The organism is Pleomorphomonas sp. JP5, assembly GCF_023721815.1.
Lineage (GTDB): Bacteria > Pseudomonadota > Alphaproteobacteria > Rhizobiales > Pleomorphomonadaceae > Pleomorphomonas.
Window position 1 is genome coordinate 239,601 of the sequence record NZ_JAMDLI010000008.1, and the last position, 12,668, is coordinate 252,268.

16 protein-coding genes are annotated in these 12,668 nt (G+C 63.1%); 6 read left to right on the forward strand and 10 right to left on the reverse strand.

Going from position 1 to position 12,668, the window contains the following annotated elements:
• Positions 1-128: 128 nt before the first annotated feature.
• Both gnd and zwf read left to right on the forward strand, forming a co-directional pair.
• On the forward strand, positions 129-1,124 hold the full coding sequence (gene gnd / locus M4J40_RS12355) for a phosphogluconate dehydrogenase (NAD(+)-dependent, decarboxylating) (protein WP_251754450.1): 996 nt from the start codon (positions 129-131) through the stop codon (positions 1,122-1,124).
• A 1-nt stretch (position 1,125) separates the two neighbouring features.
• Positions 1,126-2,523, forward strand: coding sequence for a glucose-6-phosphate dehydrogenase (zwf, locus tag M4J40_RS12360; RefSeq protein ID WP_251754451.1), 1,398 nt, complete (start codon positions 1,126-1,128; stop codon positions 2,521-2,523).
• Positions 2,524-2,553: 30 nt separating this feature from the next.
• Here the strand turns inward: zwf and M4J40_RS12365 are convergent, their stop codons facing one another.
• On the reverse strand, positions 2,554-3,228 hold the full coding sequence (locus M4J40_RS12365; RefSeq protein ID WP_251754452.1) for a TIGR02117 family protein: 675 nt from the start codon (positions 3,226-3,228) through the stop codon (positions 2,554-2,556).
• An 85-nt stretch (positions 3,229-3,313) separates the two neighbouring features.
• Entirely contained in the window at positions 3,314-4,933 is a 1,620-nt protein-coding gene (locus tag M4J40_RS12370) for a diguanylate cyclase (RefSeq protein ID WP_251754453.1), read from the reverse strand.
• A gap of 512 nt (positions 4,934-5,445) precedes the next feature.
• Between M4J40_RS12370 and M4J40_RS12375 the strand changes: the two genes are divergently transcribed.
• Complete coding sequence (locus tag M4J40_RS12375; RefSeq protein WP_251754454.1) at positions 5,446-5,868, forward strand: hypothetical protein; 423 nt, start codon at positions 5,446-5,448, stop codon at positions 5,866-5,868.
• A 291-nt stretch (positions 5,869-6,159) separates the two neighbouring features.
• On the opposite strand, the gene M4J40_RS12380 is transcribed toward M4J40_RS12375, so the two are convergent.
• Complete coding sequence (locus tag M4J40_RS12380) at positions 6,160-6,312, reverse strand: DUF3563 domain-containing protein (protein ID WP_251754455.1); 153 nt, start codon at positions 6,310-6,312, stop codon at positions 6,160-6,162.
• A gap of 355 nt (positions 6,313-6,667) precedes the next feature.
• Here M4J40_RS12380 and M4J40_RS12385 point away from each other — a divergent pair, with 355 nt between their 5' ends.
• On the forward strand, positions 6,668-6,979 hold the full coding sequence (locus tag M4J40_RS12385; protein WP_251754456.1) for a hypothetical protein: 312 nt from the start codon (positions 6,668-6,670) through the stop codon (positions 6,977-6,979).
• Between the two features lie 122 nt (positions 6,980-7,101).
• On the opposite strand, the gene M4J40_RS12390 is transcribed toward M4J40_RS12385, so the two are convergent.
• Positions 7,102-7,245, reverse strand: a complete 144-nt coding sequence (locus M4J40_RS12390) for a DUF3563 domain-containing protein (protein WP_251754457.1) — start codon at positions 7,243-7,245, stop codon at positions 7,102-7,104.
• A gap of 416 nt (positions 7,246-7,661) precedes the next feature.
• Between M4J40_RS12390 and M4J40_RS12395 the strand changes: the two genes are divergently transcribed.
• The gene (locus M4J40_RS12395; RefSeq protein ID WP_251754458.1) at positions 7,662-8,075 is read left to right on the forward strand and encodes a MucR family transcriptional regulator; all 414 of its coding nucleotides are present in this window, start codon (positions 7,662-7,664) and stop codon (positions 8,073-8,075) included.
• Positions 8,076-8,284: 209 nt separating this feature from the next.
• Here M4J40_RS12395 and M4J40_RS12400 read toward each other — a convergent pair whose 3' ends face one another.
• The 5 genes from M4J40_RS12400 to M4J40_RS12420 all read right to left on the reverse strand — a co-directional run bounded on the left by M4J40_RS12400 (position 8,285) and on the right by M4J40_RS12420 (position 11,527).
• Positions 8,285-8,443 (reverse strand): DUF3563 domain-containing protein, encoded by a 159-nt coding sequence (locus M4J40_RS12400; protein ID WP_251754459.1) that lies wholly within the window; start codon positions 8,441-8,443, stop codon positions 8,285-8,287.
• A gap of 116 nt (positions 8,444-8,559) precedes the next feature.
• Positions 8,560-9,051: a hypothetical protein gene (locus M4J40_RS12405; protein WP_251754460.1), complete on the reverse strand. Its 492-nt coding sequence runs from the start codon at positions 9,049-9,051 to the stop codon at positions 8,560-8,562.
• Positions 9,032-9,832 (reverse strand): hypothetical protein, encoded by an 801-nt coding sequence (locus M4J40_RS12410; RefSeq protein ID WP_251754461.1) that lies wholly within the window; start codon positions 9,830-9,832, stop codon positions 9,032-9,034. The genes M4J40_RS12405 and M4J40_RS12410 overlap by 20 nt, the downstream gene beginning before the upstream one ends.
• A gap of 831 nt (positions 9,833-10,663) precedes the next feature.
• Positions 10,664-10,990, reverse strand: coding sequence for a hypothetical protein (locus M4J40_RS12415; RefSeq protein WP_251754462.1), 327 nt, complete (start codon positions 10,988-10,990; stop codon positions 10,664-10,666).
• A gap of 60 nt (positions 10,991-11,050) precedes the next feature.
• The gene (locus M4J40_RS12420; protein ID WP_251754463.1) at positions 11,051-11,527 is read right to left on the reverse strand and encodes a thermonuclease family protein; all 477 of its coding nucleotides are present in this window, start codon (positions 11,525-11,527) and stop codon (positions 11,051-11,053) included.
• Between the two features lie 219 nt (positions 11,528-11,746).
• Between M4J40_RS12420 and M4J40_RS12425 the strand changes: the two genes are divergently transcribed.
• Entirely contained in the window at positions 11,747-12,385 is a 639-nt protein-coding gene (locus tag M4J40_RS12425; protein ID WP_251754464.1) for an SOS response-associated peptidase, read from the forward strand.
• A gap of 12 nt (positions 12,386-12,397) precedes the next feature.
• Here the strand turns inward: M4J40_RS12425 and M4J40_RS12430 are convergent, their stop codons facing one another.
• Complete coding sequence (locus M4J40_RS12430; protein ID WP_251754465.1) at positions 12,398-12,664, reverse strand: hypothetical protein; 267 nt, start codon at positions 12,662-12,664, stop codon at positions 12,398-12,400.
• Between the last annotated feature and the right edge of the window lie 4 nt (positions 12,665-12,668).

The window sequence follows — 12,668 nt, forward strand, 5'->3', positions numbered from 1 at the left end:
TACTCCCGGCCTAGGTAATATACTTATCCAATTGTAAGGGCTGGCAAGTCGGCAACGACGAGACAGCCCCCCTCGGGCCTTGGACGACGAGCCGCCGAATTCCGCGAGGGCGTTTCCGGAGAATGACAATGCAGATCGGAATGATGGGACTGGGCCGGATGGGCTTCAACATGGCGCGGCGGCTGATGGCGGACGGTCATGAGGTGGTCGCCTACGATCTCAACCGCGACAGCGTCGCCGCGCTCGAAAAGGAAGGCGCCATCGGTGCGTCCTCCATCGACGACCTCGTGGCCCGGCTGAAGCCGCCGCGCGCCGTCTGGCTCATGCTGCCCGCCGCCGTCACCGAGGGCGCCGTGCGCGACCTTGCGGCCCATCTCGCCGCCGACGACGTCGTGATCGACGGCGGCAACTCCAACTATCGCAACGCCGTCGACCTCGCCGCCGAGCTCGCTCCGACCGGGGTTCACTTCCTCGACGTCGGCACGTCGGGCGGCGTGTGGGGCGCCGAGCGCGGTTACTGCCTGATGATCGGTGGCGATGCCGCCGCCGTTGCCCGCCTCGATCCGATTTTCGCGACGTTGGCGCCTGGGGGCGATCCGTCGTCCGGCACCGCCGAGCGCGGCTATCTCCATTGCGGCCCGGCTGGCGCCGGCCACTTCGTCAAGATGATCCACAATGGCATCGAATACGGCATGATGGCCGCCTATGCCGAGGGGCTGAACATTCTGAAGTCGGCGAACGCCGGCGCCGAGACGCGCAAGGCCGACGCCGAGACCAGCCCGCTCGATGAGCCCCAGTATTACCGCTACGACCTGGACGTCGCCGCGATCACCGAGGTGTGGCGACACGCCAGCGTCATCAGTTCGTGGTTGCTCGACCTGACCGCCTCGGCGCTGGCCGCCGAACCGGACCTCGCCTCCTACAAGGGCAACGTCGCCGACTCCGGCGAGGGCCGCTGGACGCTCAAGGCCGCCATCGACACCGGTGTGCCGGCGCCGGTGCTGTCGTCGGCGCTCTACAGCCGCTTCTCATCGCGCGGCAACGACGAATTCGCCAACAAGGTTCTGTCGGCCATGCGCCAGGCGTTTGGCGGACATATCGAAAAGCAGGGAAAGGGGCACTGACATGCCGAGAGCCATCAAGGAAGCCCACAACGGCCGGTCGGACGCCCTGGTCATCTTCGGCGCCACCGGCGACCTCGCCCGCAAGATGATCTTCCCCTCGCTCTACCAGATGGTCCGGCGCGGCAACCTCAATGAGCCCATCGTCGGCGTCGCCCGCGAGGGCTGGAGCGTCGAGAAGCTGCTGGAGCGGGCGCGAGAAAGCATCGCCGCAAGTTGCGGCGATATCGACGAGGCGACCTTTGCCAAGTTCGCCGGCCTCGTGCGCTTCGTTCCCGGCGACTACCAGGACCCCTCCACCTTCACCCGCCTCGGCGAGGCGCTGTCGGACCGGCGGCGCGTTCTCTATTACCTCGCCATTCCTCCGTCGATGTTCGCTTCGGTGACGGCCGGCCTCAAGCAGGCCAACCTTGCGAACGGGGCCCGGTTGATGGTGGAGAAGCCCTTCGGCCGCGACCTCTATTCGGCCCAGGAGCTCAACCGCGTCCTGCATGCCGTGTTCAAGGAAGACGACCTCTTCCGCATCGACCACTATCTCGGCAAGGAAGCGATCCAGAACCTGCTCTACTTCCGCTTCGCCAACTCCTTCCTGGAACCCTTGTGGAACCGCAACTACATCGACAGCGTCCAGATCACCATGGCGGAGGACTTCGGCGTCGAGGGGCGCGGCCGCTTCTACGAGGAAGTCGGCGCGCTGCGCGACGTGGTGCAGAACCACCTCGTCAACGTGCTGCTGCTGCTCGCCACCGAGCCGCCGGTCAACGCCCTGTCCGACGACCTCATCGACGAGAAGGTCCAGGTGCTGAAGGCGATCCGGCCGCTGGAGGAGCGCGATGTCGTCAGGGGCCAGTTCGAGGGCTATCGCACCGAGCCGGGCGTTGCCACCGACTCGCGCGTCGAGACCTTCGTCGCGGTGCGCCTCTACGTCGACACCTGGCGCTGGCAGGGCGTTCCCTTCTACATCCGCGCCGGAAAGAACCTTCCGGTGCGCGCCACCGAGGTCGTCGTTCGCTTCAAGCGCCCGCCGCTCGAGGTGTTCGACCCGATCCGGCCGGGCGAGGCCAACTACATGCGCTTCCGCCTGGGACCGGAGGTCTCGATCGGCATCGGCGCCCGGCGCAAGGCCAACGGCGGCGAGATGGTCGGCGAAGCGCTGGAGCTCACGGCTGTCAGCGACGGCATGGACAACATGTTGCCCTACGAGCGGCTGATCGGCGACGCCATGAACGGCCGTCGCCAGCTCTTCACGCGCGAGGACATGGCCGAGCTCGCCTGGCAGATCGTCGAACCGGTGCTGGAGGCGAGTACCGCCCCGTCTCTCTACAAGCCCGGCACCTGGGGGCCGAAGGAAGCCATGGCCGGCTTTGAGCCCGTCGGCGGATGGGTCGACCCCAAGAGCTGAGGAGCTATCCTTCCGTTCGCCGTGGAACGATCAGTTGAACAACCTGAGAGAGAGCGCCAGAGACTGCGGCAGCGGGGTCCACAGCCCCGACCGCAGGCCGGTCGTTCTCAGGGCGGCGGCGGTCCAGGTGTTGCAGCCGAGCAGGATATTGAAGAGGCCTCGTGCCTCAAAGAAGCGGTCATAGGCTCCGTAACCGGCGCCCGGGATCGCCGCCGTGGCGCCACGCTCAGAGGCGAAGCTGTCGGCAACGAAAGCGATGAGCTTCTCCAAGCCGCCCCGATCCACATCGAAAACCGCGACGCCGGGCTGGGCGGCAAGAGCGGCTCCGGCAACGTCGACGTGCAACACCGACCTGTCGACGGTCAAGGCGCGCAACACCGGAAGCGGCTTCAGGTCGGCCCAGGTTGGGGTTTCGAGATAGAAGGCGCGGCCGCCCCAACCGACGATCAGCCATCGCGCCTCGGGATGGCCGACCGGAATGCCCGACGCCTCCAGAAAGGAAAACGTCGAGCGCGTCGCGCTATCGAGCGGAATGGCGATGTCGGTGTGGATCGGTCCGGAGAGCACGAGGATGCGCCGGAGATCATCGGGACCGGAAGAGGACCTCACCGGCGCGAAAAATGGCCGAGGAACGATCGCGCCACCGACCAGCAAGAGCATGAGCAGCAGCAGCAGGCCGATCAAGGCGATACGAACGGATGTCATGGCGCCTCGTCTTGTACTGTCCGGTTTCCGGAACGCTTGGCGCGACGGCAGTCTTTATGCCAACGTCTCCAGGAGAGCGATCCGCTCAGGCGAGCTCCACCCGATCGCGGCCATTGGCCTTGGCGCGATAGAGCGCGGCGTCGACACGCCGGAAGAAGGCGCCTGCGTCTTCACCGAGAACGACCTCGCCGACACCGATGCTGACGCTCAGTCCATCCGCGGACAGTCTGGCTTCGGTAACGGCCGACCGGATGTCGCTGGCGAGCGCCGAGGCCAGCCCCATCGTTGTGGCCGGCAGCAAGAGCACGAACTCCTCCCCACCCCAACGCGCGACGCAGTCGGACTGGCGGGACCGAAGGCGCAGGGTGTCGGCCAGACAGCGCAGCGTGTCGTCGCCGGCACCATGGCCATACCGATCGTTGAGCTGCTTGAAGTGATCGATGTCGATCACGATCAGCGAATAGGGGCTGCCGGTGGTGGCGTGAAGCCGTTCCGATTCCTTCAGGGCGATCTCGAAGCGCCGCCGATTGGCGAGACCGGTCAGGGGATCGGTCAGGGCGGCGTCCTCCAGACGGGCCTCCAGCAGCTTGCGATCGGTGATGTCCAGAAGCACGCCATTGAACACGACGTCGCCGTTGGGCTGGCGACGTGTGCTTGCCCGACCGAGCAGCCACTTGCCTTCGCCCATGCCCCCGATCGGGAACTCCCGTTCCCAGGCGCCGAGCCGCCGGGCTGCCCCCCTGAGGCTGCGCACCAGACCGACCCAGCCGGGCCGTGTCAGCAACGGCGAGAGCACGGCGGGAGATGTCGGATCGTCGCCGTCTGCGAGACCGAGAAGGCTCCTGGCGGCGCCGTTGAAATAGGTGATCTCGATCTCGCCGCGCGGTTTCATCACGGCGCGGAAGACGGCGCCCGGGATGGCGTTCATGAGGTCGGCGACCTCGTCCTCGCGCTGGCGTTCACGGGTCAGATCGGTGAAGCTCAGGACAGCGCCTTTCACCTCATCGCCAACCCGGATGGGGCTGGCGACGAGCCTGACGGGAAAGAGCGTGCCGTCTTCCCGGCGCATGGTGCATTCCAGTCCCTGAACGGCCGCGCCCGTCGCGGCGGCCTCGAGAACGCGATGCGCCTCGCCGTCCATCGGCCGGTCGGCCGTGCCGAGAAAGCGCCGGATATCCAGCTTGATGACTTCGCTTTCGTGAAGAAAGCCGAAGGCCCTGACCGCCTCGGGATTGACGAAGGTGAAGGCACCGGCGTTGTCGATGCCACAGACGCCGACGTTGACGCTTTCGAGCAGCAGCCGGTTGAACTGCTCCCCCTCGATCACTTCCGTGATGTCCTGGACGACACAGAGCAGCAGCTTGCGGTCCACGAGATCGATCGGACCGGCATAGACATGCACGTCGCGCACCGTTCCATCGGCCAATCTGTGCCGGAAACGCTGCGGGTAATGCCCGCCGGACCAGGAGGAGATCTCCCGCATCACGGCCAGCACCGCCCGGCCGAGGGTGTTGATGTCGTAGACGTGAAGCTGCCTGAACTCGTCCCGGCTGTAGCCGTAGAACTCCAGCGCCTTCTTGTTGGCGTCGACGACGGCTCCCTCGCTTTCGGGGTCGATCAGCAGAATGGGCGCCGAGTTGGTGCCGAACAGGGTATCGAAGAGAATGCAGCGGGTATCGTTCAGCGTCGGACAGCGCAGCAACATCCCCGTGCACTCTGGCCCGGCACAGCTGGAAGCCAGATCGGGTCGTACCGCCGGATACACATTTTGCTCGCCCATCGTCGAACCTCACAACCACTAATCGGCAAAAACCGATCGATGGTCAGCCTGTCGCTCCCAACAGCGCCCAAACTACCCAAAAAACTCTTAAGCTTCCATATGTTGTGGATCACCCCACCCAGGGCCCAAGCGCTTGGCGCGTGATCGGCGTCGCATCGCGCCGGGCCCATTCGGCGCCGGCTGCGGGCATCAATTACCGCGCAGGGGCGCCGTTCCTCTCCGCCCAGGTCTTGCCGAGCCCGTTGTCGTCCACGCCGGACCGCTCAACTTGCGAACACGACTTCGCGACCATTCATCAAATCGACCGCCCGCAAGTGTCATCCGGAGGCCATTTGAGCGTGAACGGAAGCCACCTAAATGACGGTCATCGGCAGCGAACAAAACCTCCCCGCTGCCAAGCATGAAACGAACGCTGATACAGAAATTGGAGTTTTGAAATGAAGACCTCCCTCATTGCCTCGCTCGCCTTCGCCGCCGTTCTGGTTCCCTCGCTCGCCAGCGCCGGCTCGCTTTCCTTCGACCCGGCCGCCGGCACCAACGATCCCAACTTCGTCGCCGCCCCGGTCAACGTGAACAGCGCCAACGCGCTTGCCGCCAAGGCTGACGCCGCCCGCTATGCTGAAGCCGCCCAGGCCGCCAAGTCCGGCGCCATCATCGGTACGCATGGTTCGGCCACCGGCGCCAGCGTGGTGACCACCTTCGACCCGGCCGCCCGCGACAACGACCCGCAGTTCAGCAGCGCCGTCGTGATCGAAAACCCGGCCAACGCTGAAGCCGCCAAGGCCGACGCCGCCCGTTATCCGAAGCCGGTCTTCTATCGCAACGCCAGCGAAGAGTGGGAACACAACCTCCGCGGCTGATCTCGATCTAAGGAGATCGCCTCGGGTGAGGGAGGGGCCGGCCGTCGACTCCAGCGGCCGGCCATCCCCACCCCTTGATGCCCCCTCTTGATGACATCGACTGGAGTCACAGCAAATCGGCTGCCCGGAGGGGCGGCCGATTTCGCGTTTCGACAGCCGCCCCGGCAAAGGGGGCGATTTCACTCTGAGCGCAGGACGCGACCGTCCGAATACGACAAAGCGCCCGAACCGGTCAGATATCGAGCGCTGGACGTCGTCTGGATCAATCGTGGCGACCGGGTCGCCGCACCGTCAGAAACCGAGGTTGCGGTTGCGGCGAGTGAGGTTGCGTTCGCGCGCCTCGAGATCGTAGCGGTCGCCGGCTTCGTAGATGTAGGCCAGTTCCATCTCTTCGGCCGTCGGAACGCGGAGGGCCTTGGCAGCACGCTTCAGAGTGGCGAACATTTCGTCTTTTCCTTCTTCCAGACCGGAGGTTTCCGGCCTCTTTCTCTCATTTCTTTCGACGCCCAAAACATAGCTCCAAAAGTCCCTGCGACCTAATCGCAAGTTCTGAAAGCCATGTTCAGATTCTCTATCGGTCCGCCGCGGTGGACGACTGTCGCTCGCCGGTCGGGCAAGACTCTGGCATGGGTAAATTTGCTTAGAAAGCCATTGCCAATGTTGAGCTTCCGTGCAGATGATGCGGTGTCGACAAGAGCCCCGGGGAAGGCCGATCATGAAGCGATATTTGTTTGGTGCCGCTGTTTTCTCGATGGTTGCCTTTCAGGCACCCCTTGCGTCCGCCGGTGGGTGCGGAGACATGAAGCCGCCATCGCCCGAAACGAACATTCCGACCGGCGTCCGCTTCACCAACGACACCAACTCCATGGTTCGAATCTATTGGTCGGACTTCGACGGGCAACTGAAGGACTACGGTCTGGTTCAGCCGGAAGAGACGGTCGGATTCAAGACCTACGTGCACCATCGCTGGTATGTGGAACTCTACATGTCGGACGAGGCCCTCTGCGCCGGGCCGGTTTCCGCTCCCGACACGGAGACCTGTGACATGCGCCTCATGTTCGATGGAGAACGGGGGATGATCGACATGGACGGCGGCTACTGCGACTACTGACGGAGGGTATGGCGCGTCCGTCGGTTTCCGGCTCGCAATGCCTCGCATACGACAAAGCGCCCGAACCGGTCAGGTCGAGCGCTCGAGGTCGTGTTGCTTGTCGGCTTGGCGCCGATCAGGTCTCAGAAGCCAAGGCCACGGCTGAGGTTGCGCTCGCGGGCTTCGAGGTCGTAACGGTCGCCGGCTTCGTTCAGGTAGGCCATGTCGCGCTCGGCCTGGGTGGGAACGCGGAGGAACTTGGCGGTGCGCTTGAGGGTGGCGAACATCTCGGTTTTCCTTCTTTCAGACCGGAGGTTTCCGGCCTCTTTCTCTCTTCTTTCTTGACGCCCCCAATATAGGCCCGGCTGCCACCGTGGCCTAATCGCAAGTTCTGAAGAGCAGCTTCAGATTCTCTTTGGATAATGGTTGGTTAGCGACAGGCGAGGTGGTGAGCGTCTCCGGCCGAGCCCCCGTCGCCGCTGTGTCGGGCATGATCCGATATTGCCACAATGCCATGAGAGCCTGTTGTGTGTTCACCCTGGGCATGCGCGATGCTTTTGCCGGACTACGATACAAAATAGATCTTTGGAGACACATCCTCCAAAACCCTTTTTGTATTGAACGGGCGTTACATGAGGCGTATGAGGCTACTCGGCGAATTATTCTTAGTCTTGGAGACATTCTAGTGAACGAATACGATGATATGACTACCCTCGATATAGCGGCAAGCATTGTTGCTGCCTATGTGGGCAACAACTCCCTGCCGACGCCTGAGCTGCCTGCGCTCATCGCCAGCGTTCACGCCGCCCTCATTCGAGTCCGTGGAGGCTCTGCCGCCGGCAGCAGCCAGGAGCCGACGGCCGAACCGGCCAAGCCCGCCGTTCCGGTCAAGAAGTCGGTCACCCCCGACTACCTCATCTGCCTTGAGGACGGGAAGAAGTTCAAATCGCTGAAGCGCCATCTTCGCACGCACTACGACATGTCGCCCGAAGAGTACCGCGAGAAGTGGAACCTCCCCAGCGATTACCCGATGGTCGCGCCGAACTATGCCGCCGCTCGCTCGAACCTCGCCAAGCAGATGGGCCTCGGCCAGCAGCGCAAGCGGTCTGCCTCCTGATTGCTCCGGCAGGCGAGCGTCATCCGGCCGGAGTGAAGCGAAGGCCGACAAGATGAAGCGTCACTAGCAGGAGCCTGAAGCACCAAAGCCCCGCCCTCACCGGCGGGGTTTTGTCTATCGGCATCGTCCTTGGCCGGACTGCAAGAACGACAAAGCGCCCGAACCGGCCAGGTGTCGAGCGCTTGACGTCGTCTTGCTGCGGGTGCCCGTCAGAGACCGAGGGTCCGGTTGAGGTTGCGGCGGCCGAGGTTCCGTTCGCGAGCCTCAAGGTCGTAACGGTCACCGGCCTCGTTCAGGTAGGCCATGTCGCGCTCGGCCTGGGTCAGGGGGCGCAGGAGCTTGGCGGTACGCCTGAGGGTGGCGAACATCTCGATTTTCCTTCTTTCAGACCGGAGGTTTCCGGCCTCTTTCTCTCATCTCTTTGACGCCCTCAATATAGGCGAGGAAAGGCTTGCGACCTAATCGCAACTTCTGAAGGGGGGCTTCAGATTCTCTTCGGCGGGGCGGTGTCGTCGGGCGCGGTTGTCGTGGTCGCGTCGGGCCACCGGCCGAATGCCCCGAGGCCGAGTGCCCCGAGAATGTCGGATGGCACCTTTCGCCGCAGTTCCGGCGGCACAATGCGCTCCACCCTGCCTGCCAATAGCCGCCGGTAGCGCCATAGCGCGCTGCGCATCTTGGACAGTTCATCAAGAGCCAGCGCACGAAGCTGGGGCGGCGATGGCGGGAAGGAGAGGTTCGGCTTGTCGCCAAGGGATGCCACATCGCCCTTGATCCAGCGCTTGGCCGCCGCTTCGACCGTCCAGGCAGGCACATCCTCAAGGGCGATGTCATAGGCTTCCGAACGGGCTTCGATAACGGCGTCGCTCATGTTGCCGGCGGGGAACGCGGCGAGGAGCTTTGCGACATGCCTCAACGCACTGAACGCGTCGGGCCTGGCCTCGGCATACGGCGCGACCTCATCCACCAACTGCAACAAGATCGATCGTTCCTCCGGCGTGAGAGCCCGGCTCAAGGTCGGGGTTCGGCTCGCCGCCTCCGTGGGCTGCAAGGTGCGCTCCAGCTCGGCGAGCGAAGGCGGCAAGGATAGCGTCGTGGGGCGATGCTGCAGCAGGTTGGCGAGTGCTGCGGGAAGCGCGGAAGGATTGGACACGGTTCGACTCCGGTGCGGGTTTCAGACGATTGTCGCGAGCCTGGTAGACGGCTTCGGTGAAGTAGCTCCAGGAACGGATGCTCGACGGTCCGGCCCGGCTACATCGGGCCCGGATGGTCGGGAGAATGTCGGCCTGGAGATCGCAGCCGTTGCGGATCCAGTTCATCGGCTCGGAGAGGACGATGAGCCCTGGCGCCGAGGCGAGCTTCGCCAGCGCCTCTCCCCCGGCCTCCGTCAGTTCCTCGCCCAGCGTTTCGCCATCCGGCTTCGAGATCGGTCGCGGTTCGGGCTCCGGTACCGACCGACGTTCGGAAACCGGGTCGCGCGCCTCGTCCGGTGTAGTCTGGGGGGATATAGGGGGGTGTTTGGGGGTGTGGGGGAAAGAGGGGGGAGAAGGGGGATACCCAGAGGTGTCGGGCGACTGTCCGGTGACCGTCGCGTGACCGTCACGCTTCCTGTCCCGCTCCCGGCGCTTGCGCTCGGTGCCCCTGGCGCGACGCTCGGCCTCGACGGCGGCGCCCTCCTCCACCGCCCGGACGGCGAGGACGATGGCGTCGATGGGCGCGCCGGCGGCGGCCATCTGTTCGATCAGGCCGGCAATGCTCATCGATCGGCCCCGCTTGCCCAAATCCCCATGTCCACCCTCCCGTCCCAAAGGGAACTTCACCTTGCAAAGGCTTGGAGCCCTCGCTGCGTGACTCAGTCATACGGGATGAGGGTTGCCGCACTCGAATGAAGGGCGGGAGATGGGGCACGATCTGAGAGTCGCGACACGAAGACGCGGTTGTGAACGCATCAGGAATATGGTCGGCAGACACCTTCAGACGGCACCGGTCCCAGCGCCGCGAGACGGCCGGCTTCACGCTCGTGAAGGTCATCCGGTTCCGTCGCAAGTTCAGGAAAGGCGACAAAACCTCACTGTTCCAACCAGTCTGTTTGGGATGTGTTGGAGGGAGGCTTTCTCCTTGCCGCTCCTCTGGTCAGCCTGACCGGCAGGGATTTTCCGCTTTAGGTGCAGAACGAGATTGCCCGGCCGATAGAGCGCTCGAAGCATGTGAAGAGCCTGACACGGTGCTGACGGCTCTCTCGTACTGAGCACCCGAGCCAAAACGCAGGGCGACAGCCCTTCGGGAGGCTACGAGTTTGGCGCCAATAGTGCGGCGGGAGCGTTCGCGGCCTGGGAAACATGCCCAAGACAACGCTGAACAGGGTATTTTCTAAAGAGATCTGGAGCGGGTGAAGGGAATCGAACCCTCGTATTCAGCTTGGAAGGCTACCGAAAAAACCTGCGAAAACAATGCTGCCGTGTCAGGCATTTTTGACCGCGTGTCACCGGCTGTTCTCTATATGTACACTTCGTTTCGGACAGAAGCGATGGAGCTACCCCCATGACCAACCGCAGCCCGCAAGACCCATGGCTCATTTGATGGACTTATGTCTACTCGCCTGCCTTGCTCTTTCTGGCACTGATCTCGCAGAGAACGCCAAGGGCTACAGCGATTACAATGAACTTCATACCCTGATCGATCGCCTGTCCGCTGGTGAATGATCCGAAGTAGCGACGCGACAAGGCAACTCTGCTTTCCATATCGGGCGAAGCGTAACCCACGAAGACGCCCATTGCACAGCGTAGGAAACCGAGCGCGAGGCCTAGATAGGCAATCACTTTTCCAACTCGAGTGAAGAACATAGCGCCGAGGTCTCCCGTGTCCTGTCGTAAGTCGCCACCTTGGCGTGCAGACACAAAGAAATCAACTGCTAACACTCCGTGCCCTCCTCGGAGATCCTCAACGATCCCCGATCCCCCTGGAGGATGGCCGAGGCCCTATGAACACCACGGGTGCCGCGCCCCATCCCACTCCCGAGCGAGGCCTTCGTCGACGAGTATGAGCCCGATAGACCTGCCGTCGGCCCGATGAACTGTGCGGAGCTTGCGACCATATCTGTCCTCGTCGCGATCCGCCTTCCGGAGGGTGAACGGACCGACGTTGAGCAAGTCACGAAGGCGCGCCTTTGCCCTCTCGCCGAGCTCCCGCTCATAAGCGCACCTGGGCGGGCTAAGCTCCGGCGTGTCGATATCGGCGATGCGGATCTTGGTTCCATCAAGCCAAATGGTGTCGCCGTCGACAACGCATGTCCTGGAGATCTTTGAGCAGTATGAGAATGAGCGCTCATAGACGGTCGATTCAGCTGCTTGCGAGGGCTTTAAGCTCGCGGGGATGAACCCAGATAGGCGATCGCCGACAGTCTCAAACGCCGCAGCGCCAGCCATGAGCACCCCGAATACCAAGAACCCAACCAAGGAGTTCCTCCGGCGGAAGTAGCGCCGCCGTCTCGGTCTGAACTGTCGAAAACTGTTTTGGCGCCACCCGTACACAATCCCCACCCCTTCAAGTCATCATTGCACCGATGGCCTAACGCAACCTTTCCTGAGCGTTTGCCGGCGCAGCGCGGCGAAGAAGCACTAGAACAATAGACGAACAGATGCCAGTATGGGCGCGGATGACGAGGAGCCGCTGCGATGTGCAATCTCTACAGTCTCACCAGAGCTCCGGCCGCGATCCGAGCAATCGCCAAAGCGATGGTTGACCAGACAGGCAACCTTGAGCCCCTGCCCTCGATCTTTCCTGATCAGTTGGCGCCGGTGGTTCGCAATGGCGATGACGGCCGCGAAATTCTGAGAATGCGTTGGGGAATGCCGGGACCAGCCACTTACGGCGGCGCGCCTATCACGAACATTCGGAACACCGATTCCCCGTGGTGGCGCCGTTGGCTTGGCCCGGACAGCCGTTGCGTCGTCCCCGCGTCGTCGTTCTGCGAATATCTCGACGCAAAGCCCCGCAAGATCCCCACGTGGTTCGCGTTGGACGAAGACCGGTCGCTGTTCTTCTTTGCCGGCGTTTGGGCAACATGGACCGGAACACGAGGGACCAAAGCGGAGCCCGTGACTGGCGAGCACTTGCTGTACGGCTTCCTCACTACCGAAGCGAACGCGGAGGTGAAGCCGGTCCACCCAAAGGCAATGCCGGTTATTTTGACCACAGAGGAAGAAGTCGACGTGTGGCTACGCGCGCCCTGGAAAGAGGCTCAGTCCCTCCAGAGACCTCTTCCAGACGGGGGGCTGACGATAGTGGCAAGCGGCAAGAAGGAAGATGCTTGAGTCTGTGCCGGCCTACCTGTCGACAAGACGGGCCGTATACCAAGGATTCTCGCCGTATTGCATGGTCTGACCATTGCCTATTGGATCGAGGAATGTGGAGCGATAGGGATCACCCACTTCGCGACAACAGTTGATGATCTCCTCTGACACCAAGTCAGCGCAGACCAGCCGTTGCAAAATCACCGATATGCTTTCCCGGCTGTAGGAACCCGGAAATTCCCAGTGGCCCACCTCGTCGAGACTGTCATGCTTGATTATTTGCCAGACTTTCTCACCCATAATC